A 25,934-nucleotide genomic window follows, 5' to 3' on the forward strand; every position below is an offset into this window, starting at 1 on the left:
AGCCATTCCCCCTTATTGCTGCGGATTTTTTGAATGGAACGTTAAACCATAGCCATATGGATACAAAATTTCACCCGGCTGTGTAACGGATGGAATATCAACAGGCATTTTGCCTTTTGGATTAGACAGCCCGAATATCGTCTGGATGCCTGCCGGAATATTCGGCTGGCGGTAGCGTCCGTTCGAGTAGCCCTTAAACCCATAAACAGCAAGCACTGCTTTTGACTCTTCGAAATTGGCGGCATCATACGGATTGCGGAGACTCATCAATACAAACTTCTTATCCTGCTTTTGGGCATAGTTCATGACGGCTCTCGGGAAAGCTGTCGCCCACTTGCTGGAATCGGTTACCGTATCATCGATCACCCCGTCATTGACGGCAGGGTCATTTTTCACTACATACGAGCCTGTAATCACATAATCTGCTTCATCAATTTTCCGGGCTGTTTCTTTATCGAACACTTTTCCTGAGAATACAACGGAATCGGTCTTTACCCGGTTCATCATCTTTTTGGAATAAAGCTCATTAATCGATCTCCTGATCGCTTCCGCCTGGTCCTCAAAAGGAGCGGCAATCAAGATCTTGTCATTTCTTTTCGGCTTGAAAGGGAGCGTCTGATCATCGTTTTTCAGAAGGGTGACGGCATCGAGCGCCATCGCTTTTTCTAAATGATGATGCTTCATGCTTCCGACAGTCTTCTTAGCCTGACTGATTTGCTCTTGAAGGGACTGGCTTACCTCGTTTACTTCAGGGTTGAGAATGCCGCGCTTGATTTTCAGCTCCAGGATCCGTTCAACTGAATCATCAATCTCAGCCATCGGAATTTCACCTGTTTTAACGGCATTAATGACACCTTTGTAAACTTCAGCCAGGTTTTTCTCTGTGGCGAGAGACGTTACAGGTGCAGGCATCAAAGCAATATCCACGCCTGCGTTGATCGCCATGATCACCGTTTCTGTCTGGCCGAAGTTATCTGCGATGGCTTTCATATTCAGTGCATCCGTTACTACGACGCCCTTGAAGCCCATTTCTTCCTTAAGCAGACCGGTGAGGACTTTTCGGGAGAGAGTAGCGGGCACCATAATCTGCTGGCCGTCTTTTTTGCTTGTATACGTCGTGTCATCGATTGCCGGGAACTGAACGTGCGCAGTCATGATCATGTCTACGCCTGCATCTATTGCCTTCTGGAAGGGATACAGCTCCACATTTTTGAGTCTTTCCTTCCCGTGGGTGACCATCGGAAGCCCGTAATGTGAATCAACAGCCGTGTCACCATGTCCCGGGAAGTGTTTGGCTGACGTAGCCATGTTCTGTTCTTGCATCCCTTTAATGGACTGAAGTCCAAGGGATGCCACGAGTTCAGGATTGCTGCTGAACGAGCGAACACCGATGACCGGGTTGGCTGGATTGTTATTTACATCAAGGGACGGAGCGAAATTCACGTTAATGCCGAGCGATGCCAGCTCCCTGCCGATGATCTTACCGGTCCGGTAGGCATTTTTTTCGCTTCTGCCTGCCCCGAGCGCCATGTTTCCAGGTAGGTTTGTCCCGGACTGAAGCCTTGTGACAATTCCACCTTCCTGGTCAATGGTGATAAACAAAGGGATTTTTTTGCCTGCCTTCTGAAGTCCATCTGTCAGCCTAACCGTCTGTTCTGTCCCGGTCACATTTTCAGCAAACAATATGACGCCGCCAAGATGGTATTTTTCAATGATGCTTCCGACTTCGCTGTTCATCTCAGTGAACCCCGTTGCTTTTGCTTCCCCCGCCTTCTGCCAGTTGCGGAAGTCCGGCATCAGCATTTGACCTACTTTTTCCTCAAGCGGCATTTCACTCACCATTTGTTCAACCGTTCGGGAATCCGGTTCCTTTCCCTCTTCCTGAAGTGAAGTCCCTGAGAAGCCTGATAATACCAGCGCAGAAATCATTCCATATACCGCCCATCGTTTCTTTCCCATTGTTCTCCTCCTTATGGCAGACGCCTGAAAATGATAAAGCTTTTTATTGTAAGCGTTTACTTTGATTGGTTAAGCATCGCTTCATAAACAGCGGTCACAATGCTTCCATATTTCCCAGTTTGATATAAATCTCCTTGAAAACTGGCAGACCCTTTTACCATAGGTGTGTGTTTCTTATTGGTCAGCAAGACAATTCCAAGGTTATATTCCGGGTCCAGGATGGTCACTGTGCCTGTCCATCCGGTGTGTCCGAACGCAGATCTGCTTGCGAAGGGCCCGAACATCCACTCCATGCTATCATTTCCGTTCAGCCTCCATCCAAGTCCGTATGTAGGATTCAAAGCGGAGGGCTTGAGAAAAGAGGTTGCAGCCTCTTTGCTGAATAGGGTTTTCTGTCCATAGGAACCCCCGTTCAGCATCGTTTGAAGGAGAACAGCAAGATCCCCGGTGGTTGAGAACAATCCCGCATGTCCGGATACCCCATCCATGGAATAAAACGCTTTTTCATCATGAACTTCGCCTTGCAGAGTATGTGTCCGGATATTCGGAAAAATGATTGTGCCTTCTCTTGTGTTTCCCCTTCTCTCTGTAGCAGCTGCATCTTTTTCAGAGAATCCATTTCTAAGAGGGTTGTACATGGTCCGGGTCAATCCAAGAGGCTTATATAATCGGTTTTCCGCATATTCATCGAGCCTCATGCCGGATACTTTCTCTATAATCGCCCCGAGAAGCATATAATCAACATCACTGTATACATTTTTCGTTCCCGGTTTGTAGGACAAAGGCGTTCTGGAAATCATTTGTATGGTCGTTTCACGGTCCTGGGAATATAAATCTTTTGAAACTTTCGGATTGTGATACTGCGGATCTGCTGGAAAGCCGGCCGTGTGATGAAGGATGTCTACGATTCGAAGCGAATCTTTTCCCTTAATGACGTCACTGTCTTGGTCCTTAAATTCAGGAATGTACGTCTGAACCCGGTCTTCCAGACGAATCTTTCCTTCTGCCACAAGCTGCTGAAGCGCAAAATTAACCGCGTACATCTTCGTATTGGAGGCCAGATCAAAGAGCGTATCCTTTTTCATTTTTTCCGGTTTCTTCAGTCGCTCTGCCCCTTCGTAAATCTTGCTGTATCCGTATGCCTCTTCCTTAACGATCATTCCATCCTTGATAATGATCAGTGCTGCTCCGGGGAAGCCGCGGCTTATATCCTTCTCAATCATCCGGTCTATTTTTTTCAGGGCGGCTGAGGAAAATCCGGCCTCCTCCGGGGAATGGGCCTTTTTCAACATGGATGCCTCCTCCATGACTGCTGTTTCATGGCTTCCTGCTGCATACGCATGCATAGGAACAGCAGCCGGCAGCATAAGCGACAAGGCTACCAAAGATTTCACAGCTTTTCGCTTCAAATCTCTCCATCTCCTAATCTTTCATTTTTATTTGTGAGGAGCACGTTTGTGCCCGGACGAATAAAAGAGAGCAGAGGAAGGTCTTTTTCATCGATCATTCCTATGACGTTCACTCTCTCATCAGTCGGCAGATCGTTCTTTACAATCTGCATCTCCCCTTTGTATCTTCCGTACCGGTCATTGTCAACGGTAACCGCGCCCCTTCTTCTCAGAGTTGCGGCTTGAGGCGGGACAGGATCATTTGACCGCGTATCCATCAGCCGGATGACATCGCGGGACAGATCCGGCCTGACTTTATAGCAGCCATCGAACTCCCTGGATGAATGAACAGGAATCCGAAGGGTATCCTGCTCGTACAAAATGAGATCCTCGAGCAATCCGCCGCCCCAATCAGGATCACCGATAAAAATAAAATCAGCTCCCAACTCCTTCAGCTCTGCAGCTGCGTGAAGCGGGTTTGTGCTCCGGTGTTTTTCCAGAGTTGGCAGACCTTCATACAGCGGCCCCCTCTTTTCTCCCCTGCCTGGAACGAATGCTGCTGACCGTATTCCGTACCGGCTGAAGAGCTTATTTTGCTGAGAGAAAAATTCCTCATCGAGACCGGTCTCTCTCCTCGGATAGTAGTTATGCCAGGCGATCATCGATTGCGGCTTAACTCCAAGTTCCAAAAGCTGCAGCAACTCGTCTTCAAAAAGAATGCTCGCATTAATGGCGATCGAAAATTCCTCGGATAAAGCAGCTGTTTCCCCGGGACTGAATCCATCATCCAGCCGGAGTCCGGAAACCCCGAGCCCATTAAGCCCCTTCACTGTGGAGAGTCCGAATCTGGCATGGGTATTTGCGGAAATGTCCGCAAATACCTGAATGCCTGCTTCTGCTGCTTTTTCAAGAAGTCCGGCTGCGACGGCAGCCAGATCTCCTTGTTCTTCAGGGATGTGGAGGGAAGTAAAGGCTCGTTTAACCCCAAGCTTTCCCGCTTCTTCGATCCGTTCAGATGCAGAAGGATCCTGCAGGTAAAACGAAAAGCCGATCATGAAAACTCACTGGCCATTTCATCTTTAAATCCGAATAGATACGTTATGAGAAACCCTGCTCCGTAAGCGATGACCAGCCCGATCACGTATAGAGCAATTTCATTCAGCGGGATAAGGAAAATCAGCGGCAGTCCTGATACACCGATGTTCGTGGATGCCACATTAAAGTAAGCCTGAAACGCACCCCCGACGCCCGCTCCAAGGCAAGCGGTCAAGAACGGGCGGCCGAGCGGAAGGGTGACACCGAATATGAGCGGCTCTCCGATTCCCAGGAGTCCCGCAGGTAAACTTCCGCCAATGGCCCGCTTCAGGCGTTTTTTCTTTGTTTTGGCAAAAATCGCGAATGCCGCACCTACCTGGCCTGCTCCGCCCATGGCGAGAATCGGGAGCAGCGGATCGTCACCGATGGCAGCAATCAGCTCCAGGTGAACCGGGGTAAGACCTTGGTGAAGTCCTGTCACGACAAGGGGCAGGAAGGTTGCTCCAAGGACGAAACCGGCACCCGGTCCGCCTGCATCAAGGACTGCGAGCAAGCCTGCTGTAATTCCTCCTGATATCCAGCCGCCTACCGGCATGAAAATGATATACGTACAAAGACCGGTTATGAGAAGTGCAATCGTAGGAGTGAGGATAATATCCAATGATTTAGGTATGAAACGACGTACTCTCTGCTCCACTACCGCTATAAAAATAGCCGCAAACAATACGCCGATCAGCCCCCCGCGTCCTGGAAGGAGATTTTCTCCGAAGAGGGAAATGTCGGCGATAGCAGGATTGATGATCAGGATTCCGGCCAAACCACCAAGGGCAGGTGATCCTCCAAATTCTTTTGCTGCATTGATCCCTACTAAAATACCAAGGTATGTGAACAAGCCCCCGCCGATGGCGAGCAGGATCAAAGCGATTTGTGATTTATCAGGAAGAGCTTCCCCCTGGATCAACGCCTTCGTGATACCAGTGATCAATCCTGAAGCAACAAGCGCAGGAATGAGCGGGATGAAAATATTGGCAATGCGCCTTAAAAATCGCTTGAACGGTGTAGCATTCTTTTTGTTGAGTTCGGCTTTATTGGAAGCAGCAGCGGCTTTCAAATCAAAATTTTCCTCTTCTCCGGTGAGTTTGCCGAATTCCTCTGCCACCCGGCTGACCGTACCAGGCCCTACGATAATCTGGAACGTTTCTTCCACGACAAGACCAAATACCCCTTCAATCTTTTTGATCCCGTCCCTGTCTACAGCTGATGCATCTTTCACTTTCACCCTGAGCCTTGTCATACAATGAGCATACGAAGCGACGTTTTCCCTGCCTCCTAATTTCTCCAGTATGGCGGCCGCCATGACTTGTTCGTTCATCAAAAACCCTCCCCCAATGTTCTCTATTTTTCTCTTCCGGTAATGGAACGGATCGCCTCTCTCGTACGGTCTATCTGCTGGACCGTCTCACTGTATTGATTGGCAGCGAGGCCCAGAAATAAAACGTCGATCACATAAAGCTGGGCGAGCCTTGAAGAAGTGGCTGCACTTCTGAATGGGGCTTCACCGGAGCTTGATGTATAGAGGCACACATCACATAATGCGGTCATTTTGGATTGGCCGAAATGAGTCAGGCCAATCGTTCTCACCCCCTTTTCTTTCGCCAGTTTAAGGATTTTTAATATCTCAGGAGTTTCCCCGGAATGCGATACGGCAAAAAGAAGATCGTCCTCCTTTGCATTGGCAATCAGGGTCGCAACCAGATGGAGATCAGAAAAAGCCGTTGCTTGTTTGCTGATGCGGAGGAGCTTTTGCTGAGCATCAGCCGCCACAATACCCGAGGCACCAACACCGAAAAAATGAACATTACCGGCACTGAGGAGCAGCCGGACAGCTTGCTCCAGCTGCTGGTAATCGAGCAGCTCTGACGTATCAGTGATTGCCTGAATGCTGTTGCTTGCCGTTTTCATAGCCGTCGTGTAAAGAGGTTCCTCCGGTTCGATGTCCCGGTAACCAGGTGCCGCAGGCTTCAGCAGATCACCTGCGATTCGGAGCTTCAAGTCCTGGAATCCTTTGAGACCAAGGGATTTACAAAGTCTTACAACAGCTGCTCCGCTCGTATTCGAAGATTTGCTGATCTCCTGGACCGTGCTGTTGACGGCTTCATGCGGATAGTCGAGTATATACTGGGCGATTTTCCGCTCAGATTCAGGCAGCCTGTTCATCGTGCTGGTGATGATGGATAACCCGCCCTTTGTCACGAACGCTTCTCCTCTTCCGCTGCAGTAACGGCTTCCTTTACATTTCCTCCACATGATTCAAGGAGAACCTTCGCTTGTTCTGCATCTTTATTTGCCTGGATCATGACAATCGCTCTTTTTACCTGCAAGTCTGCCTCTTCAAGCGCAGCCCTGGCTCTCTCGGCTGTTGCGTTAGTAATTTCCTCAATAATGGAGACGGCCCGCTCTTTCAGTTTGTGATTGCTGACATGAACGTCCACCATCAGGTTTTCATACACTTTTCCGCTTTTCACCATCGCTGCAGTGGAAATCATATTTAAGACCATCTTGTGTGCCGTTGCTGCCTTTAATCTTGTCGATCCCGTCAGTACTTCCGGTCCCGTTACAGTTTCAATCGCACAATCTGCAAGACCGCTTATGTAAGCGCCTTCATTACTGGATAATGCGACAGTGTCTGCACCAATCCGGCGGGCGTATTGAAGGGCACCGGCCACATAGGGTGTTCTACCGCTTGAAGCGATCCCAATGACAGTATCCTTGCTGGACAATCCGAGCTTCTGTAAATCCTTCTCTCCCTCTTCCGTGGAATCCTCTGCTCCTTCTGCCGCCCGGATAAAGGCGTCATTTCCGCCAGCCATCACAGCTTGAACCTGTTCAGGGGATGTACTGAAGGTAGGAGGGCATTCAACAGCATCCAGAATTCCGAGTCTTCCGCTCGTTCCTGCTCCTATATAAATCAGCCGGCCCCCTTTTTGGAACGATCCGGCAGCAAACTCCACCGCTCTGCTGATCTGCGGGAGTGCTTTTTCCACAGCTTCTGCTGCTTTTTTGTCTTCTTCATTCATGATGGTCAGGATATCGATCGTTTCCGCCGTATCCAGATTTCTGGATTTTTCATTTCGCTGTTCCGTCGTCAACCTCTTAAGCTGCTTTTCCATCGTACGGAAACCTCCTGTATACGTATAATATTCTGAATATTCACCCAACACCTGTATTATACTTCTTTTTGAATAATTATTTCAATTTAATCCTGCATTTTATGAAATTTCGTTTCAAAAGGCCTAGATGATTAAAGCAAAAAAAGCTGGCTGCGCAGCTTTTTCGTTAGGTTTATATGCAAACAAGTACTTCTCGGGAAAACTTGCTTTTTACGGCCAGTCCCCTGTCGATAATCTGAAAACCGGCTTCAGCAAGGGCCTGGTCGATCGGTCTTACCGTAACAAAAATACACCGTCCGGCAATGTTTCTCGCTGCTTTAAGGATCGAGAGCTGCTGTTCTTCTGTAATGTGTGTGTACAGGTTATACGGCAAATCAATGATGGCCGCATCATAAAGGCTGCTTACTTCCTCAATGGGCTGAACTTTAACAGTTCCCTCCAGTCCAAAATGGGCAATATTTTCACGTGCCCCGGTAACAGCGAGAGGATTGATGTCACTTCCGTCAATCGTGACACCCATTGAGAGGGCCTCTACGAGTACATTTCCGATGCCGCAGCAAGGATCAATAACAGAAACTCCTTCCGTCTCCGGCACCGCAATATTAACTACAGCCCTCGCCATCCTCGTGCTGAGTGCAGTGGAATACTGACGGGGTTTTTTCATATGCTGAAGCCAGACCGAGTCACTTCGGCTGTACAAGCCGAAATACCAGAGCCCATCAAGTGCTGCAAGGCCATACACATGATCGGGTTCGTGAACGTCCGCTTCTGCATCGATCCACTGGCCAAGGAGCCGTTCTGCAGCTCTCCGCTCCTGGTAGGAAAGGCGTTCCTGTCCAGTTTCCCTGCTTTGTTTTAAACAGATTATTTTAAAGGTTTCTTCTTCCAATTTGATTCTTTCCAACGCTGGTTTCAAATCTTCCAAAGTCTTTCCCTTGGCTGTAACCTCAATTCGTTCCCGTAAAAAAGGGCTCCTTCCTGGAGCAACTTCTTTCCGGCTGCTGAAAAGCTCCTCTTTGGGCTCCATTTGAAAAAAAGATCTCATCTCAAGCATGCAAAGTGGTTTTTCTTCAGGATTGTATGAATGGGAATAAATAAAGTATTTCTCCATGCTCCCTCTGCCTTTCTATTTGTTTAGCTGATTGGCAGCCCTGCGGCCGATCAGCCGGTGTGAAAAGATGAGTAAATCGTCAAAGAAAAAAGAGGTGGAATCCCCCCTCTTTTTTGTTACGACTCCATCTGTGACTCAAACGCAGAGGTGACCGCTTCAAATTCTTCATCATCTTCAATTTCGGAAAGTTCTCCGTCTTCTTCCACTCTCAAAAAGAACAATTCGATTTCTTCTTTTGTTTCTTTTTCGATGTCTTCGGTGAAACCAACAGCCGCATACTGCCTGCCATCCATTTCAGCCGTCGCCAGTACCTCGAGCTCCTGCTCCTGGCCGTTTTCATCTTCGATCAGCAGCAGATCTCCTACTTCAACTGTATCCATGGTTTTCCTCCTTTATCGGGTTAATTAAAGAAAACCTTATCCACGTTATATTTTGCCTGGTCTTTGTTTATTGCATACGTCTCATAAATTTCCCGTTCCATCGGGTCCTCAATGCAGCACACAGCGATTTCAGCAATCTCATCACGGTGGTCCTTTACAGGGGAAACCGTGTCCTCAAAATGCTTTCTGATGCGCTGTCTAAGTTTCCGTGCTTTGCCAACGAAAAGCAGTTCATCATTCAAATTATAGAACATGAAGATCCCGCCCTTATCTCGTGGGATGTTCATGTAATCGCTAAAGCCGTATTTGCTGCTGATAGCAGGTTCTCCTGGAGTTCCCCCGCCATCATTTCTTTTCAGCACATAATCCGGTGCCGGTATTCTAATATTAATCATCTGATCACTTCCATCTTCTGCTGTTATAAGCCTTACTGTATACATCCTGTATTATCTCATAACTTACAGAGCATATCCACTGCTCTTATCCGCCGCTGACCGGCGGGATGAAAGCCACAGTGTCCCCGGGCTTAATTTCATAGTCATCCGGAACAAAGCTTTCATTTACGGCAGCCATCGCATGTGAAAAAGGAGCTTCCGGGTAATCCTTTTCAAGCTGCTCGCGAAGCTGTAAAACAGTCTGGCTTCCGCCTTCCATCTCAATCATATCCTTGCCGATGAACTCTCTGACAGCGGCAAACAGCAAAACTTTTATCATTGGTCCAACATTCCTTCCGGAGGTCTTCCATCGGGATATGCAGCGGTTTCCCGCTGATCGCCTATCCATTTGGAGCCGTCCTCCCAAAATTCTTTCTTCCAGATCGGCACAATTTCCTTTATTCGTTCAATGGCATATTCATTTGCTTCATAGGCTGTTTTCCGGTGCGGTGAGGATACGGCAATCACTACCGCTGTATCCGAGATGTCCAGCTTGCCTGTCCGGTGGGTGATGGCTGCTTCTGCTTCCGGCCATTTTTCTTTCACTTCTTCACCGATTTTCTCAAGCATTTTTTCTGCCATCGGCTTGTATGCTTCGTATTCGAGATAAAGAGTCCGTTTTCCATTCGTCAGTTCCCGGACTGTACCGATAAAAACCGTTACCGCTCCAGCTTCTCTTCTCGCAACCTTTTGAATGACTTCCTCAGCTGAAATTGGATTTTCTGTCAGCAGAAAGTTTTTCATGCTGTCTCCGGACCTCCTCCATAATAAAATCCAGATACTGCTCTTCTTCATCCCGCCTGAAAACAGGCAGGTGCGTTGTAATGTCCAGATCTGGATCGCCAATCACACAGATGACCCCTTTCAATGAATGGATCAATGCTTCATCCTCTTTCTTCTCAAGCAATAGTACTTTTGGAAAGGGTTCATTTTTGTATCCCTCGATGAACAGGACATCAAGAGGGAAATGAGAATACAATGCCATTAATCCCCCGAGAGAAGTATCTTTTAGGCGGATGGAAAGCTGAAGGACTCCATCTCCTTCAGCACCTGAGACAGCAGCTCCGGCACTGAAGTGCCTGTGGCTGTCTTTTGTAAGCTCCGGCCTTCCTCCATGCCCATGATGCTTGATCGAAGCGGGCATTAGCCCTTCTGTTGCTGAACGGGAGATGAGTTTTTCCATTAAAACGGTTTTTCCGCTATTCTGATAACCAGCTACCTGTAGGATGGCAAAATGTTTTCCCATGGCCAGCCACTCCCTGTCTCACCGCCGACCAGCAGAGCATCGACTGTCATTCCCTTTTCGTAGCCCCTTGTACCGCCGGGAAGAAGGATGAAAACATCTGCTGCTGCCAGCGAGGATACAGAGCTGGATTTGTTAAAGCCAGCAGGGACAGCAGATACCGTTCCGCCCTCACCGTATTTAAGTCTGCCGCGTACAAGCCTTGTGAACGGATTGGCTTTTTTGAAGTCAGCTCCGAGGATCGCTTTTATTCTTTTCAGGTGCGGAAACGGATTTCCCATTGTTCTCCGGATGACTGGCCTTGCAAACAGCTCAAACCCCACATAGCAGGCAGAAGGGTTTCCGGAAAGCCCGAACAGCAGCTTTCCATCCTTTTCTGCAACAGTTGTAACACTGCCCGGCCTCATCGCCACTTTGTTAAACAGGACATTCGCACCGAGATTTTTGTAAATGTCAGGAAGGTAGTCATAATCACCAACCGAGACACCGCCTGTGGTGATAAGCATGTCCGTTTCTTTTAAAGCCCTGCTGATGGTCTGAAAGCAGGCTTCGAAATCATCCGCCACTTTGCCGAAATACACGGGGTCCGCACCTGCCCGTCTTATCTGGGAAAGAAGCATGTAGGCGTTGCTGTTTCGGATTTTTCCCGGCTCAAGCGGGGCTTCCGGGTCCAACAGCTCGCTCCCGGTGGCAATAACGCCAACGGAAGGGCGTGAAGCAACAGGCACTTCCTGATAGCCAAAGGTTGCGAGCAAAGCAGTGACTCCCGGGTCGACGAACGTTCCTTTCCCGGCAAGGATCTGTCCTTTTTTCGCATCCTCACCGCGAAAAGAAAGATTATCCCCTTTACTATAGCTTCTGCTGACTTCTATGTATTTCTTTTCATTCTTTGTATGTTCTTTAACAAGCTCGATCATCACCACGGCATCGAAGCCCTCTGGAATGGCTGCCCCCGTCATGATCCGGACAGCCTGATCCGGTTTGGCAGTGTGGGGATAAACAGAACCGGCGCCGATCTCCCCGGCTACTTCGAGCACTGCCGGCAGTTTTGACTGTGTGTCTTCCGCCCGGATGGCAAAACCATCATACGGGGACCGGTCAAAAGCCGGTACATCATGATCCGCGGTTAAATCCTCCGCGAGAACGCGCCCGAACGATTCTTCGATGGGGATGAGTGCGGCTGCCCCCTCTTCCGCATACTCCATCACTCTTGATACCGCCTCGCCGATTGGGATCGGAGTGCGTTTTTCGGCCATCGTTTCCCCTCCTTTCTTGCAGATGATGGATCTACCCGGCTTAACGGACCGGCAAGTACCGGTCCGCATACCGAAGTCAGGAAACTTTCTTTGAAGCGACAGAACGCTTCACATCTTTTTTAAAATAGGCAATATAGTAAGCCATTCCGACGAAAAGAGAACCGCCGATCATGTTACCGAGAAGAGTCGGGAGAAAATTGCCGAGGTATTCCAGCCAGGAATAATGGCCTGCAAAAATGGCGGCTGGGATAAGAAACATATTCGCTACAACGTGCTGAAAGCCAATCGCGACGAACGCCATAATCGGAAACCAGATGCCGAGGATTTTCCCTCCCATGTCATCTGATCCCGCTGCCAGCCAGATGGCAAGACATACGAGCCAGTTGCACCCTATTGCCGATACAAATGTCTGCAAAAACGATTCATCAAGCTTTGCACCGGCCATCGAAACGGTTTTTTCCAGATAAGGCCCTGTCTCGGTCAGTCCTACGACATGCCCGAAAAAGAAGGCGACAAATAAGGCTCCCGCAAAGTTGGCGAGAAGAATCAGCAGCCAGTTCGCTCCGACCGCTTTAAGTGGGATTTTTTTTGCATACCATGCCATGGATACCGACATAATGTTTCCTGTTACAAGCTCTGCACCGGCAAGGACGACGAGGATCAGGCCAACTGGGAAAACGGCCCCGCCGAGTAAAGAAGCGAAACTGCCCCATTCCTCGGGAAGATCGGCAATAACCCGGATATCAAGCAGGAACCCAAGCGAAATAAAAGCGCCTCCCAAAAACCCTAAAATCCATTTGGCTGCTAACGGCAATTTTGTTTTTGAAACCCCTGACTCGACGGTTTTTTCCGCGATCTGTTCCGGCTTTAAAAAAGCCATCTTACCCTCTCCCATCTTGTGTTTTCCGATTCATCCCCCGATGCGTGACATTTCCACTTTATGTCCGGCAGGCTTCCCTTCCCTCCGTTCATCGGAATAACGGTCTGCCCTCACCTCCCAAATGGAGGAGATGCTGCGGAGAATCTCTTCATCCGCTGCGCCGGAACGCAGCAGGCTCTTCAAGTCATGCCCGTCTTCTGCAAAAAGGCAAGTATAGAGCTTCCCTTCAGCTGAAACTCTTGCCCTGGAGCAAGTGGAGCAAAACGAGTCTGTTACAGAAGAGATCACCCCGATTTCCTGTCCATCATCTTCATACCTGTACCTGGAAGCAACTTCTCCCTTGTAATTCGGTTCCAGCGGTTCAAGTGGCATCGCTTGTCCGATCCTGTTTAAAATTTCTTTTTTCCCGACTACTTCATCCATTTTCCATCCGTTCGTATTCCCGACATCCATATATTCTATAAAACGCAGGATGTGTTTTTTCGACTTGAAATACTCAGCCATCGGAAGGATGTCTTCACTGTTTTTTCCTTTTTGGACGACCATATTGATTTTCACCTGCAGGCCTGCTTCTGCAGCCGCCTCAATACCTTCCAATACCCTCTCGGTGTTGCTTTTATTCCCATTTAACTTCCTGAAGGTTTCCTCATCAAGTGAGTCCAAACTGATCGTTACCCGGTCCAGACCGGCAGCTTTCAGTGCAGCAGCCTGCTTTCTTAAAAGGGAGCCGTTCGTCGTGATCGCAATATCCCGGATTCCCTCGATCGCTGCAATTTTTTCTATAAGCTTCGGCAGTTCCCTCCTTAAAAGAGGCTCCCCTCCGGTTATGCGGACTTTTTCAACACCAAGCCTTGCGAAAAGGCGGGTGAGCCGCTCCATCTCTTCAAAAGTCAGGATGCTGTCCTTCGGAAGAAATTTAAAATCCGGTCCAAAAACCTCCTCCGGCATGCAGTAGGTACACCGGAAATTGCACCGGTCTGTAACTGAAAGCCGCAAATCTCTCAGAGGCCGCTGAAGTGAATCTGTCAGGCTGTCGTTCATTCCTGTCCTCCCCTTTCTTCCTCGTCCAGTTCCAAAATCCGTTCAGGCCATGTGTAGATGTTCATGGAGTCGTTTCGGATGAAACCTGCTGCTGTAATCCCCAATTCCTCTGCCAATTCTAAAGCAAGCACGGTCGGAGCAGATTTTGACAGAACGATCTCACAGCCGATCTTTGAAACTTTTGTAAGGATTTCGGATGAGATCCTGCCGCTAAAGACAATGATTTTATCGTTCACGGAGATGCCATTCCGCAGGCAATATCCATAAATTTTATCGAGGGCATTATGACGGCCAATATCTTTTCTGCTGATGATGATTCCGTTTTCATCACAAAGAGCGGCATTGTGGACGCCGCCTGTTTCCTGAAATGTGCGCGCTGACTCCTGCATTTCCCTCATCAGCCGGAAGCAGTTTTCAGCGGAAATCCGGACAGTGATGCCCTCTATTTTCTTTGCTGTACGTGCATCGTTCACAAAAACAAAGCCCTGTCTGCTCATTCCGCAGCAGGAAGTAATGATCCGCTTGCTCTGAAAATCCCTCGCAAGCTCATTCACTCGGTCTGTCTTTACATGCACAAACCCTTCTTTTTCCTGGACCCACAAGTCTTTAATATCTTTATAGTCCTGAATGATCCCCTCTGAGGCCATATACCCTACCGTCATATCCTCGATGTACTCCGGAGTGCAGATCATCGTAACAAACTCCATCCCATTTACTTTCAAGGTGACTGGAAACTCCGTTACAATCGTATCCTCCAGCCTCTGAACCCGGCCATTCTGAACTTTAATAATGCTGCGCTTTCTCTCAGCCGGCTGCATCTCGTCACCACCAGTTCTAAGTCTACTCTTTCTATACCCTTAGATGGAGCCCGGAACCCTTAAAAAAGTCTATTCTTTTAATTTAAACCTCTTAATGCTCTGAAAGCAAAGAAAAATCACTTAAAGACTGGTATTCGCAGGACCTGTAAAGGGAGGCTGCACATGAAAAAGGGGACGCAGACGCGTCCCCTGACAGGTTTATACCCCTTCGTGTAAAAAATTCAGATCTGATAGATCTGAAAAAGGCGGGATAGCAGAAGGTTACGTGTCTGCGGATCTTTTTCATGCCGAAATGATTCAGTCACATGTTAGGGAAACCAATCCCAGACATATACCTCATCAGTCCTCAACTTTCACAGAGTAGGGAAAAACGTGAACCTTGCCTTCAAATTTAAATTCAGCCCAAATTTTATAGACGCCGGGATCTTTAAAGGTGGTTTCGAACTTCGTTTCATTGTCGGAAAGCGGGTGGACGTGAAGAAATTTTTCGCCTTTTTCATCCAGGATGACGACATGGCCTGCTGCTCCGAGATACCGCTCCGGGGTTCCCTTGTTAAAGGTAAAGGATAGACGGACAGCTTCATTTGCTTTTAGCTGTTCCGGGCTCATTTTTGCCTCATACTCTGAAGAACGCTGGACGAATGAGTCATCCGGATATAGCGTGCTTTGCACACTCGGCCCCGCGGCACCCGCAGATAGATTAGCAGGTTGAATTTCATAGGCTGCGTCTTCGGGCTTGATGTCAACGAATGCTTTGTAGCGGCCGTCTGGAAGAGACTGCCGGACTTCATAAAGTCCGTCTTCTCTTTTATCCGGATGCAGGTGCCGGTAGGTTTTTAAGTCCTCACTGACGACAATTAAATGCATGATTTTTTCGTGATTAACCTGCAGCCTGCTATAAGGCTGATTTTCATCGTCTTTCACATGTATGCTGATGGTTCCATCCTTATAGGCTGCCTTTGCTGAAACCGAGCGTTCAGACTCTTCGGGATCATGGCCGGAATGCCCTGATGAACTTTCTTTTGAATGATGGCCCGGGGAAGCTTCTGCAGGCTGCGTGGATTCATAGATCGAGTATCCTGCGGTCACCGCCGCGAGGATGAGAACGGCAGACAAAATCCATCTTTTCATGATCGGATTTCCTCCTGTTATTAGAGTTTTAATCTTTGAAGCCTTAAAGCATTTAACACGACGGATACGGAGCTGAATGCCATGGCTGCGCCTGCAACCCAGGGGGCAAGCAGCCCGGCGGCGGCAATCGGAATCCCAAGGGCATTATAGCCGAATGCCCAGAAAAGGTTTTGTTTAATGTTCCGGATCGTTTTTCTGCTTAAGAACAGCGCTTCCGCTATGCTGTTTAAATCTCCCCTTACAAGGGTGACATTTGCTGCTTCCATTGCGATGTCCGTACCGGTCCCCATCGCGATCCCGATATGAGCTGCTGCAAGAGCAGGCGCATCGTTGATCCCGTCCCCGGCCATTGCGACAACCTTTCCGGACTGCTGAAGTTTCTTAACAGCTTCTGCTTTATCGTTTGGAAGCACTTCTGCGATGACTTCATCAATCCCGGCCTTATGAGCGATCGCTTGAGCGGTCCGTTCATTGTCTCCAGTAATCATGATGACCCGAAGACCCATGTCCTTCAATCGTTTGATCGCTTCAGGGGAGGAATCTTTCATCGTATCCGCTACCGCGAGGACTCCTGCGTAAATGCCGTCCACCGCTGCGATCATCGCTGTCTTCCCTTCTTTTTCGAAGCGCTGCAAGACCGGTTCAGCTTCCCGGATATCCACGCTGGATTGATTCATCAGCTTTCTCGTTCCAGCCAATACTGTGGCGTTCCTAATTTGTGCCTGTATGCCAAAGCCGGGAAAAGTTTCAAAGTTCTGTACATCCTCCAAGACGGCACCTTGCTCCATTAAGCCTGTAACGATGGCTTTTGCAAGCGGATGTTCAGACTGGTTCTCTGCAGAAGCGATAAGAGAAGCGAGCTTTATCTCATCTCCGGAAACCCATTCTGTATCCGTCAGCACTGGACTCCCGGTCGTTATCGTCCCTGTTTTATCCAGCAGGATGGTATCGATCCGGCGGGCCGTCTCAATGTACTCTCCTCCTTTAAAAAGAATTCCGTTCTCAGCCGCTCGTCCTGAGCCTGCCATGATGGATGTGGGAGTCGCGAGACCAAGGGCGCAAGGACAGGCAATCACCAAGACGGCAATCCATTTTTCAAGGGCAGAAGGAAAGTCGCCTGGATCGAGCCAGACCAGCCATATGAAAAAGGTGAGAAGGGCGATTCCCAGCACGATTGGAACAAAGATCCCCGAGATCGTGTCAGCCAAACGCTGGATTGGCGCTTTGGAGGCCTGGGCATCCTCGACCGTTTTGATAATCTGTGCGAGCGCAGAATCTTTCCCGACTTTTTCGGCTCTTACTTTAATCGATCCGTTTTGATTGATGGATGCCCCATATACAAAATCACCGGGTGATTTGTCCGATGGAATGCTTTCCCCTGTCAGCATGGACTCATCAACGCTTGAACGGCCTTCTTCGATCTTTCCGTCTACCGGTACCTTTTCGCCAGGCCGGACGAGGACAAGATCACCTGCTGCAACTTCTGCAAGAGGAATGACCGTTTCCTTCCCTCCGCGGATGACCGAAGCGGTTTTCGCCTGAAGACCCATCAGTTTTTTTATCGCCTGGGAAGATCGGCCCTTCGCTCTCGCTTCAAACAGCTTTCCGAGTAAAATAAGCGTAATAAGTACAGCACTCGTTTCATAATAAAGCCCTGCGGCACCAGTACCTGCAGCGGACGCAAAGAGGGTTGTGAACAGGCTGTAGAAAAAGGCCGCAGACGTTCCCAATGCTACAAGCACATCCATGTTGGCGCTTTTGTTCCGCAGCGCATGGTAAGCTCCCCTGTAAAACTGCCAGCCGGCAACGAACTGAACCGGGGCGGCCAGTGCAAGCTGGACCCAGGAATTCATCAGCATTTCCGGAAGGTAGATAAAAGAAGTGAACGTAAAATGACTGACCATCGCCCATAAAAGCGGTACGGACAATATGAGGGAAAACCAAAATTTCCCTTGCTGGTTCCTTAGCTCCCGCAGTTGCTTTTCTTCCTGCTGCTCTTCTTTGATGGCCGCACCGTAGCCCAGTTTTTCAATCCTCTGAATCAGATCATCAGGTGTGACTGCGGAATCCACATATTCCACATCTGCCCGCTCCACGGCAAGGTTCACGGATGCGTGCAGCACTCCCTCCATTTTGCGGAGCCCCTTTTCGATCCTTGCGGCACAGGCCGCACAGGTCATCCCTGTAATCGTAAAAACAGCTTTTTTCCCTTCTGCTTCATAGCCGAGGCCATGAATCTTTTCAAAAATGTCATGGGTTTTTAGTTTGCTGCTGTCATAGGTCACGGTACCGCGTTCTAAAGCGAGATTGACGTTCGCTTCCTCGATGCCGTCCATTTTCCGGAGACCTTTTTCAATTCTTGCTGCACAGGCAGCGCATGTCATTCCGCGAATGCTGAAATCCGCACCTTTCCTTTGTTCCAATATTTCTCACCTCACATACCTGCATGGGGTATATTTTATTGCTGGAAAAACGCACAGCTGCGGAGCCGTGCGTCCTATTCTTTTACATCATATCCTTGATCATCGATGGTCTCTTTGATTTCATCCAGTGTAACAGATCCAGGCTCAAAGCTTACAGCCACAGTTCCTGCCTGAACATCTGCTTTAACTGATTCGACACCGGATAATTGGCCGACACTGCCTTCGATGGCCTTGACACAATGCTGGCAGCTCATTCCTTCCACTTGTAAAACCGTATTCATCCTATCATCCCTCCTTTTTTATTTTTTCATCAGTTTGCCGATGGTGAGGAGCACCTCATCAAGAATTTCAGGGTCACCATCCTTAATCCGCTCTGCTACGCATGATTTCATATGACCTTCTAAAAGAAGCTTTCCGACACTATTTAATGCCGCCTGAGTGGCAGCAATTTGAGTGATGACATCATCACAATACGTATCTTCTTCAATCAGTCTTTTTATTCCGCGAATTTGACCTTCGATCCTGTTCAGGCGGGAAGTTAAATTCTTTTTCGTAAGCTCGGAATGGTGGCTCTTTCTTTCCGCGATGCAGTGTTCTGCGACAGGCTCAGCTTGATTTTCTTCCATAAGGGCACCTCCTTCATTAAAAATTAATGTAACATACCCCTATACGGTATGTAAACACTTTGATTTTGATTCCGCTGCTGCAATCATACGGATTTCCGGCTAAAGATGATATAATGCTAGGAGATTAAGGAAAAGGGTGTAGTGGATGACAAGAATCGCAATCATCGGGGCCGGAATCTTAGGTGCTTCTGCGGCCTATCACCTCGCTAAAAGCGGAGCAGATGTAATGATAGCTGACAGCGCTGAGCCCGGTCAGGCAACAGGAGCGGCGGCTGGCATTATATGCCCATGGCTGTCACAGCGGAGGAATCAGGCCTGGTATCAGCTTGCCAAAAATGGTGCGGGTTATTATCCGGATCTGATAAAAGCGCTGGAATTGGACGGAGAAACCAATACAGGGTATTTCCGTTCAGGTGCGGTGAGTCTTAACAGTGATGAGAAAAAAATAAGGAAAACACTGGAGCGGGCAGAAAAACGGCAGCCTGACGCGCCGGAAATGGGAGCGATTTCCTTTCTTTCTCCTGAGCAAACCTCTGCCCTCTTCCCCTTGCTGAAACAGACGTATTACGGGGTTCATGTGAGCGGCGGTGCACGGGCGGATGGCAGAAAACTAAGAGACGCTCTTTTGAACGGTGCACGGAAACATGGTGCTACGTATATAACGGGTGCTGCATCCTTATTATTTGAAGGAAACAAGGTAACAGGTATGGAAGTTAATGGGGAACACATTCCGGCAGACTGTACAGCAGTGTGTGCAGGAGCCTGGGGAGCCAAGCTTCTGGATCCTTTACAGGCATCTGTAAAGGTCACCTTTCAAAAAGCCCAGATCGTCCACCTAAGAACCGCAGAGAAGGAAACATCGGAGTGGCCTGTGCTTATGCCTCCCGGAACGCACTATTTACTTGCTTTTCCCGGAGGAAGGGTCGCAGCGGGAACCACTCATGAAGATACGGAGGAATACAGTGTCTTTCCTACTGCCGGTGGAATTTCAGAAATACTTCAAAAAGCAGCGGAAACCGCACCGGAGTTGGCGTCAGCAGAATATGTAGAAACGAGAGTTGGATTCCGTCCGTTCACAGAAGACTTTCTCCCCGTAATCGGCGGGATTTCGGGCTGGGATGGCTTGCTGTTTGCGAATGGGCTCGGCTCTTCCGGTTTGACCACGGGACCCTACATTGGAAAGCAGCTTGCCTCGCTCGCGCTGGGGGAAGATCCTGATCTGGATCTGTCACCTTATCAGCCGCAAACTCATTACGTTTAAACAGGAGGACATGCTTCGTGCAGAACAAAGATCTTGAGAACCAAATAATCGAGAACTACCAGAATGACGAAAAGATGATGATTTTAGTATTTGCTCAATGGTGCATAAATCATGATTTGGATCCGGAAGAGCTTTACCGGAAAGCGTACCCCGGGCAAAAAAACAACCAGGCACTGAAAGAAGCACTCGAATTGACAGTGCCGAAAAAAGAGGCGGGCCCAATTGCCGATGACACTCTGCTCGGTGTACTATCCCTCTTTGGCAACGAAGATCTTGCCTTTGCTGTAATGGAAGAAATCAATAACAGAAAAAAGTAACCGTTTTATGTAAAAAGGCAGCCTCTCTGGTACAGTGGTACCAAAAGCTGCCAAAAAGGAGAGTGCGGATTGGCTGTGCATACGCATAATCAGAATTTATCTGTCGCTGCAGCGGTTTTAACGGTCAGTGACACGCGGACAAAAGAAAATGACAAAAGCGGCGCTCTGATCCGGGAGCTGCTGTCCAATGAAGGGCATACTGCTGCTGATTATGCCATTGTAAAGGATGAGACAGCAGAGATCGTGAATAAAGTTCTCAGCTGGTCGAGAACAGACGGAATACAGGCTGTCATCATCACAGGAGGAACCGGATTCAGCCCAAGAGATGTCACGCATGAAGCACTTGTGAAGATATTCGATAAGGAAATGACCGGATTTGGAGAGCTGTTCAGACGTCTGAGCTATGATGAAATCGGCGTGAAAGCCATGTTCAGCCGCGCTGCCGCAGGAAGCATAAACGGCCGGCCGGTATATGCGATGCCCGGCTCTTCAAATGCTGTGATGCTTGGCATGAAAAAATTGGTCCTTCCTTCTATTCAGCATTTTACAGAGGAGCTGAACCGGATATGAAAACAGCGGGAGTCGTTCTTGCAGGAGGAAAATCCTCACGATTCGGTAAACCAAAAATGTTTGAATCACACGAAGGAAAAGCGTTTTATGAGCACAGCCTCGACGCCCTAAAGGTCAATCAGCTGTCCCCGCTTGTTATCTCGACAAACCATGAACTCGTTCACCGGTTTGAGCGGGAAGATGTCAGACTGATTGTCGAGGAGGAATCAAATTCTTACCAGGGGCCTCTATATGCCATACATAATGTAATCAGCAAAATGGATGATACAGAATGGTTTTTTATCTTATCCTGTGACATTCCTTACGTAACAGCTGAATTTGTAAAAGAGATGGTGAGTTTTGCAGAAGAATCAGAGGCAGATGCCGTTGTGCCGGTCCAGGGCGGGAGAATTCAGCCGCTAATGGCCCTGTACCATAAGAAAACGGAAACGAACTTTGAAAAAATGCTCGCGGCAGATGATCATAAGCTTGTCCATCTGCTGAATGATCTGCATGTCCTGACGATCCCCTTTGCAGAGGACGATCCGGCTTTTATCAATATTAATACAGCTACAGACTGGAATAACGATTACTAGGAGGGATTCAGGATGGATTCGTTTACGCACTATAACGAGGCCGGGATGCCGCGGATGGTCGATATCTCAGAGAAACATCCTTCAAAGAGAACCGCTTCAGCACAGTCTCTCATCTCTTTGTCAGAGGAGCTTTACGATGCGATTCAAGCGGGAGCGATCAAAAAGGGAGACCCTTTGCAGACAGCCCAGATTGCAGGCATTATGGCAGCCAAGAAAACGGCTGACTTAATTCCGATGTGCCATCCGATTCAGCTTCAAGGAACAGATCTTGCATTTGAATACCGGAAAACAGAAAACGGGTATCAATTAGCCATCACGGCAGAGGTCAAGTGCGATGGAAAAACAGGGGTTGAGATGGAGGCTCTTACCGCCGCTTCAGTAGCAGCCCTCACCTTCTATGATATGTGCAAGGCAGTGGATAAAAGCATGGTCATTAAAGAAACGTGCCTTGTAAAAAAAACAGGCGGGAAAAGCGGCGATTATCTTCGCAAATAAAAAAGGGCTGAATCAGCCCTTTTTTTATTGAAGAGAAACACGTACTTTCTCTTCTTTCAGATCGGTTGTTTTTTCTCTGAAAACAAGCCACAGAACGAGCCCCATTCCGGCTGCGATCGCTTCCAGGGAGAGGATATACCATGGATAAGGCCCAAGAAGGTCAAGCAGGCTTCCGCTCGAAGGTTTGTGGGCAAGAAACATGTAATTTCCCCCGGTAACGAAGTTCACGCCAAGTACGGCCGGCAAAAGGATATTCAGGAATAAAACCATCTTCCAGACGGAATGGAATGTCGGCCTGTACCCCTTCACCCACGTATAATAGAGCGGCACAGCAAAAATCCACACATGCGTATAGAAGAAATGGAAAAACCGGAAGTGCGGAAAGCCGATTTCAAGCACTGGCGTCAGCAGTGCCTGGGATGCACCGAGCAAACCAATAAACAGCAGGATCTCGTATATGAGGCGGTTTCCCGTCAGCAGCAACAGCACGGCCATGATAAAACTGATGTTGCACAGTTCCAGCGGAAGGGCATGGTTCACACTCCAGTTGCTGTTGACGATCAGCCACACATGATACAGCAGCTCGGTAACAATCAGGCTGACAGCAAGCGCTCTTTCATAAACCTTCAAATTTCTCTGCTGAAGTTTTTTCCTGAACAGATACATCAAGAACACTAAAATAAACAGGATGCCAAGCACGGCCGTATGGCTCGCTTCAAACATAGCAAAAGGAAATTCACCCGGATTATTGTTAAATAGGTTCATCTGATCAACCCCGCACAAAGTTCAATTTTCTCCATTCTATCACACAGGCAGCTTAAGGCTCCTCTTTTTCAGGTATCATCCCTATATAGGAGTATGCCGCTGTCTGGAAAATGCGGATCCGCTTTCGCTGCATGCTTGAGTACAAAGCGAAATGGTACGGCAAACAGGTCATCGCTGTCGGAAAAAGTTTCCCGTCGAGCCAGCTCTGTTCGATTTGCGGTTACCGCCACAAAGAGGTAAAAAGCCTCGCTTTGCGAGCGTGGGAATGCCCGTCATGCCGCACGCACCACGACCGTGATGCGAACGCGAGCCAAAACATTTTGACCGAAACCTTGAGGCTTCTAACCGCAGGGACTGCGGGGATCGCCTAATCAATAACGGGCGGTTACGCCCGTGTTCTTAGGAATCCCCCACTTCAAATTTCTGCAAGGAAATTAAGTGGGGGTAGTTCAACACACACCCCTCAGAGTTTCAAAATCTTGCTCTCCTATTTAGATCAGACAGAAGCCTCCGCTTTTTCAGGTATAATCACCAGTAAGGAGTGAGAAACATGACGGAAAATGATCGGCTTGATGAAGTTTATGAAACCATTTTATCCAGAGATACGAAGTATGATGGCATCTATTTTATCGGAATTGCTTCTACTAAAATATACTGCAGGCCTTCCTGCCGCTCCCGGACACCGAAAAAAGAGAATGTTACGGTTTATGAGAGTGCGAAGGAAGCAGAGAAAGCAGGCTTTAGGGCATGCAAACGGTGTAAGCCGGAGACAGCCGGCCAGCATGGACCTGATTCTGCTCTCGCTGAAAGCGTTAAGAAGGTCATAATGGAACGGTATGCCGAACCTCTTACTTTAAGCGCAATGGCAGTTGCTGTAAAGGTAAGCGCCTATCATTTGCATCGGGTATTCAAGCGGGAAACAGGGCTGACCCCTGCTCAATACCTGCTTCAGTTCAGAATCAGCATGGCAAAAGAGCTGCTTAAACTCGATTCTTATCCAGTCGGAGAAACAGCTAGAAAAACCGGTTTTAAAAACCCTCCCCACTTTTCTTCTGTTTTCAAAAAAACAGAAGGCTGCACCCCGCTTGAATACAGAAATAAACAATTGCTGGAGGAAGAATAAATGGATCAGGCGATTTATTACGATGAAGTAATCAATGAACGTTTTTCTTCAGAGCCTTTTTACCTTGCTGCCACGGATCAGGGAGTATGCCGTATCACATGGCCAGGAGAATCCGCCGATGCTCTTGAAAGATGGAGCTCAGCCGCGCTACCCGGCTCTTCTCTGGTTTATTCCCCTGAAAAAACCATGCTTTATATAAGGCAGCTGAAAGAGTATTTGAATGGAGAAAGACGCTGCTTCCAGCTTCCGCTGGACTTATATGGCACCCCGTTTCAAATATCCGTCTGGCGGGCCCTGCAGCTGGTTCCGTATGGTACACTCACAAGTTACAGGCAGCTTGCTATGGCTGCTGGAAACGAAAAAGCGGTAAGAGCAGCCGGAACTGCAAATGGAAAAAATCCTGTACCGATCATTGTTCCATGCCACCGGGTAATTGGTTCGGACGGAAGCCTGACCGGCTTTCGGGGCGGTCTGCAGATGAAAGAGCGTCTCCTCAATCTGGAAGGTATCTCTGATTTTAGCAGCAAAGGACACAAACGCTTCCAGTTTTAGGAAGAGGCAGCTGCGAGTTGAATAAAACACTACTAAACCAATATTACGGAACAATCTGCTAAAACCACGCTGGGTTATGGTGCTGGCCGTTATATTGGAAAGTTTAGCCGACATATCGAAAGTTTGACCGATATTGAGATTTTGACCGATATAGTGGAAAGTTTGACCGATATTGAGATTTTGACCGATATAGTGGAAAGTTTGACCGATAAATTTTTCATCATACGTACATGCACATTTCCCGTTGAATTCAGGCTAAGGCATACGATTTGGACTCTTTCTTTCAATAAGATATGATGAATTCAGTTGTTTTTCTCGATCAGAGCAGGCTGAAGCATCCGATCAATCCAGAATTACAGAAAGAAGGAATCCGAAATGAAACTCAGTATTCTCGACCAGTCAGCTAAGCCTTCTGATGCAGCCCCGCTTAAGGCACTGCAATCCTCTCTCCGGCTCGCACAGACAGGTGAAGAGCTTGGCTATTCCCGCTATTGGATCGCCGAGCATCATGATCTGCCGGGACTGACCAGTTCTGCGCCGGAAATCATGCTTGCCTGGATTGGCGGACAGACAAGCAGAATCCGGCTCGGGGCAGGTGCTATTCTGCTGCCTCACTATAAACCTTATAAAGTGGCTGAAACGTTTCATATGCTTGCAACGCTGTTTCCAGGACGGATCGATTTGGGCATCAGCCGATCTCCCGGAGGATCCGCAGAAGCGTCCATCGCCCTCTCAGGAAATTTTCTCAGGAATGTTAAGCAGCTTCCCGATTCGCTCAGGGAACTGCTTCATTTTATTGATCATGATTTTCCTGTTGAACATATGTATTCCAAGCTCAATGCGGCCCCCCTCCCTGCGGTTCCGCCACAGGTATTTGTTTTGGGGACAAGCATGAAAAGTGCAGATCTCGCTGCAGAGAATGGTACGGGTTACGCTTTTGGCCATTTTATGGGCAGTGAGGATCCGTCAGTCATCGCCCGGTACTCCGAAACCTATAAACCAAGAAGCGGAAATGCTGCCCCGCCGCATCGGATCCTTACAGTCTCAGCTGTATGCGCTGAAACACCGGAGAAAGCAGCGGAAATTGCCTACAGCGGGCAAGTCTGGCAGCTGATGCTTGCAAAAGGGGAAGGTGCTGATGGCATTCCTTCTGCTCAGGAAGCAAAAGATTATCCGAAGTCATTCGAAGATGAAGAAAAGCTTGCCGCTATGAGCCGGAATGCGCTGATTGGAACACCATCTGACGTAAAGATGCGCCTGCAGCAGCTTTCAGATGCGTATGGAGCAGACGAAGTGATGATTATTACAAACGTGTACGCTGAGGAGGATAAACTCCATTCCTACAAGCTGCTGGCGGAAGCATGTCTATAAAAAAAGGCCG

General features: G+C 48.5%; 29 protein-coding genes and 1 pseudogene. 9 read left to right on the forward strand and 21 right to left on the reverse strand.

Annotated elements, in window-relative coordinates:
• Positions 1–12: 12 nt before the first annotated feature.
• The 20 genes from GKZ89_RS00730 to GKZ89_RS00825 form a co-directional block, all read right to left on the reverse strand.
• On the reverse strand, positions 13–1,959 hold the full coding sequence (locus GKZ89_RS00730) for a glycoside hydrolase family 3 protein (RefSeq protein WP_155110471.1): 1,947 nt from the start codon (positions 1,957–1,959) through the stop codon (positions 13–15).
• 56 nt (positions 1,960–2,015) lie between these two features.
• On the reverse strand, positions 2,016–3,368 hold the full coding sequence (pbp4b, locus tag GKZ89_RS00735; RefSeq protein WP_194201617.1) for a penicillin binding protein PBP4B: 1,353 nt from the start codon (positions 3,366–3,368) through the stop codon (positions 2,016–2,018).
• Positions 3,365–4,402: a MupG family TIM beta-alpha barrel fold protein gene (locus GKZ89_RS00740; RefSeq protein WP_155110472.1), complete on the reverse strand. Its 1,038-nt coding sequence runs from the start codon at positions 4,400–4,402 to the stop codon at positions 3,365–3,367. Before GKZ89_RS00740 ends, pbp4b begins: the two co-directional genes overlap by 4 nt.
• Positions 4,399–5,754 (reverse strand): PTS transporter subunit EIIC, encoded by a 1,356-nt coding sequence (locus tag GKZ89_RS00745; RefSeq protein WP_155110473.1) that lies wholly within the window; start codon positions 5,752–5,754, stop codon positions 4,399–4,401. Before GKZ89_RS00745 ends, GKZ89_RS00740 begins: the two co-directional genes overlap by 4 nt.
• 23 nt (positions 5,755–5,777) lie before the next feature.
• Entirely contained in the window at positions 5,778–6,635 is an 858-nt protein-coding gene (locus GKZ89_RS00750; protein ID WP_162356319.1) for an SIS domain-containing protein, read from the reverse strand.
• Positions 6,632–7,552, reverse strand: a complete 921-nt coding sequence (murQ, locus tag GKZ89_RS00755) for an N-acetylmuramic acid 6-phosphate etherase (RefSeq protein ID WP_155110475.1) — start codon at positions 7,550–7,552, stop codon at positions 6,632–6,634. The genes GKZ89_RS00750 and murQ overlap by 4 nt, the downstream gene beginning before the upstream one ends.
• A gap of 172 nt (positions 7,553–7,724) precedes the next feature.
• Entirely contained in the window at positions 7,725–8,663 is a 939-nt protein-coding gene (locus GKZ89_RS00760; protein ID WP_155110476.1) for a TRM11 family SAM-dependent methyltransferase, read from the reverse strand.
• Positions 8,664–8,779: 116 nt separating this feature from the next.
• A complete protein-coding gene (locus GKZ89_RS00765; protein ID WP_155110477.1) occupies positions 8,780–9,043 on the reverse strand; it encodes a DUF1292 domain-containing protein in 264 nt (87 codons plus the stop codon).
• A gap of 20 nt (positions 9,044–9,063) precedes the next feature.
• The gene (locus tag GKZ89_RS00770; RefSeq protein ID WP_155111062.1) at positions 9,064–9,438 is read right to left on the reverse strand and encodes a nucleotide excision repair endonuclease; all 375 of its coding nucleotides are present in this window, start codon (positions 9,436–9,438) and stop codon (positions 9,064–9,066) included.
• An 85-nt stretch (positions 9,439–9,523) separates the two neighbouring features.
• Positions 9,524–9,757 (reverse strand): molybdopterin converting factor subunit 1, encoded by a 234-nt coding sequence (moaD, locus tag GKZ89_RS00775; protein ID WP_155110478.1) that lies wholly within the window; start codon positions 9,755–9,757, stop codon positions 9,524–9,526.
• Complete coding sequence (locus tag GKZ89_RS00780; RefSeq protein WP_155110479.1) at positions 9,754–10,221, reverse strand: molybdenum cofactor biosynthesis protein MoaE; 468 nt, start codon at positions 10,219–10,221, stop codon at positions 9,754–9,756. The genes moaD and GKZ89_RS00780 overlap by 4 nt, the downstream gene beginning before the upstream one ends.
• A complete protein-coding gene (mobB, locus tag GKZ89_RS00785; RefSeq protein WP_155110480.1) occupies positions 10,181–10,723 on the reverse strand; it encodes a molybdopterin-guanine dinucleotide biosynthesis protein B in 543 nt (180 codons plus the stop codon). Before mobB ends, GKZ89_RS00780 begins: the two co-directional genes overlap by 41 nt.
• On the reverse strand, positions 10,693–11,976 hold the full coding sequence (locus GKZ89_RS00790; protein ID WP_155110481.1) for a molybdopterin molybdotransferase MoeA: 1,284 nt from the start codon (positions 11,974–11,976) through the stop codon (positions 10,693–10,695). Before GKZ89_RS00790 ends, mobB begins: the two co-directional genes overlap by 31 nt.
• Positions 11,977–12,052: 76 nt before the next feature.
• A complete protein-coding gene (locus GKZ89_RS00795; RefSeq protein ID WP_155110482.1) occupies positions 12,053–12,856 on the reverse strand; it encodes a formate/nitrite transporter family protein in 804 nt (267 codons plus the stop codon).
• Between the two features lie 30 nt (positions 12,857–12,886).
• On the reverse strand, positions 12,887–13,897 hold the full coding sequence (moaA, locus tag GKZ89_RS00800) for a GTP 3',8-cyclase MoaA (RefSeq protein WP_155110483.1): 1,011 nt from the start codon (positions 13,895–13,897) through the stop codon (positions 12,887–12,889).
• Complete coding sequence (fdhD, locus tag GKZ89_RS00805; protein ID WP_155110484.1) at positions 13,894–14,715, reverse strand: formate dehydrogenase accessory sulfurtransferase FdhD; 822 nt, start codon at positions 14,713–14,715, stop codon at positions 13,894–13,896. The genes moaA and fdhD overlap by 4 nt, the downstream gene beginning before the upstream one ends.
• 339 nt (positions 14,716–15,054) lie before the next feature.
• Positions 15,055–15,846: a hypothetical protein gene (locus GKZ89_RS00810; RefSeq protein ID WP_155110485.1), complete on the reverse strand. Its 792-nt coding sequence runs from the start codon at positions 15,844–15,846 to the stop codon at positions 15,055–15,057.
• A gap of 20 nt (positions 15,847–15,866) precedes the next feature.
• Positions 15,867–18,272: a heavy metal translocating P-type ATPase gene (locus GKZ89_RS00815; protein WP_162356430.1), complete on the reverse strand. Its 2,406-nt coding sequence runs from the start codon at positions 18,270–18,272 to the stop codon at positions 15,867–15,869.
• Positions 18,273–18,343: 71 nt separating this feature from the next.
• Positions 18,344–18,550: a copper chaperone CopZ gene (gene copZ / locus GKZ89_RS00820; protein ID WP_155110486.1), complete on the reverse strand. Its 207-nt coding sequence runs from the start codon at positions 18,548–18,550 to the stop codon at positions 18,344–18,346.
• Between the two features lie 18 nt (positions 18,551–18,568).
• Positions 18,569–18,895 (reverse strand): metal-sensitive transcriptional regulator, encoded by a 327-nt coding sequence (locus GKZ89_RS00825; protein ID WP_155110487.1) that lies wholly within the window; start codon positions 18,893–18,895, stop codon positions 18,569–18,571.
• 145 nt (positions 18,896–19,040) lie between these two features.
• Here GKZ89_RS00825 and GKZ89_RS00830 point away from each other — a divergent pair, with 145 nt between their 5' ends.
• The 5 genes from GKZ89_RS00830 (at position 19,041) to moaC (ending at position 22,113) form a co-directional block, all read left to right on the forward strand.
• Complete coding sequence (locus tag GKZ89_RS00830; protein ID WP_155110488.1) at positions 19,041–20,156, forward strand: NAD(P)/FAD-dependent oxidoreductase; 1,116 nt, start codon at positions 19,041–19,043, stop codon at positions 20,154–20,156.
• Positions 20,157–20,173: 17 nt separating this feature from the next.
• Positions 20,174–20,473 carry a hypothetical protein gene (locus GKZ89_RS00835; RefSeq protein WP_162356321.1) on the forward strand — a complete coding sequence of 100 codons (300 nt, stop codon included), beginning with the start codon at positions 20,174–20,176 and terminating at the stop codon, positions 20,471–20,473.
• A gap of 75 nt (positions 20,474–20,548) precedes the next feature.
• Entirely contained in the window at positions 20,549–21,043 is a 495-nt protein-coding gene (locus GKZ89_RS00840; RefSeq protein WP_162356432.1) for a molybdenum cofactor synthesis domain-containing protein, read from the forward strand.
• Positions 21,040–21,618: a molybdenum cofactor guanylyltransferase gene (locus tag GKZ89_RS00845; RefSeq protein ID WP_155110490.1), complete on the forward strand. Its 579-nt coding sequence runs from the start codon at positions 21,040–21,042 to the stop codon at positions 21,616–21,618. Before GKZ89_RS00840 ends, GKZ89_RS00845 begins: the two co-directional genes overlap by 4 nt.
• Before the next feature lie 12 nt (positions 21,619–21,630).
• Complete coding sequence (gene moaC, locus GKZ89_RS00850; protein ID WP_155110491.1) at positions 21,631–22,113, forward strand: cyclic pyranopterin monophosphate synthase MoaC; 483 nt, start codon at positions 21,631–21,633, stop codon at positions 22,111–22,113.
• 24 nt (positions 22,114–22,137) lie between these two features.
• Here moaC and GKZ89_RS00855 read toward each other — a convergent pair whose 3' ends face one another.
• Positions 22,138–22,878, reverse strand: coding sequence for a YwaF family protein (locus GKZ89_RS00855; protein WP_155110492.1), 741 nt, complete (start codon positions 22,876–22,878; stop codon positions 22,138–22,140).
• 119 nt (positions 22,879–22,997) lie between these two features.
• Between GKZ89_RS00855 and GKZ89_RS00860 the strand changes: the two are divergent.
• The 4 genes and pseudogenes from GKZ89_RS00860 to GKZ89_RS00875 all read left to right on the forward strand — a co-directional run.
• A pseudogene (locus GKZ89_RS00860) lies at positions 22,998–23,249 on the forward strand (zinc ribbon domain-containing protein); the annotation flags it as partial.
• A 179-nt stretch (positions 23,250–23,428) separates the two neighbouring features.
• Positions 23,429–24,001, forward strand: a complete 573-nt coding sequence (locus GKZ89_RS00865; protein ID WP_155110493.1) for a bifunctional transcriptional activator/DNA repair enzyme AdaA — start codon at positions 23,429–23,431, stop codon at positions 23,999–24,001.
• Entirely contained in the window at positions 24,002–24,553 is a 552-nt protein-coding gene (locus GKZ89_RS00870; RefSeq protein WP_155110494.1) for a methylated-DNA--[protein]-cysteine S-methyltransferase, read from the forward strand.
• A 375-nt stretch (positions 24,554–24,928) separates the two neighbouring features.
• Positions 24,929–25,924, forward strand: a complete 996-nt coding sequence (locus GKZ89_RS00875) for an LLM class flavin-dependent oxidoreductase (protein WP_155110495.1) — start codon at positions 24,929–24,931, stop codon at positions 25,922–25,924.
• Positions 25,925–25,934: the final 10 nt, after the last annotated feature.

The organism is Metabacillus mangrovi (assembly GCF_009711125.1).
GTDB classification, from domain to species: domain Bacteria; phylum Bacillota; class Bacilli; order Bacillales; family Bacillaceae; genus Metabacillus_B; species Metabacillus_B mangrovi.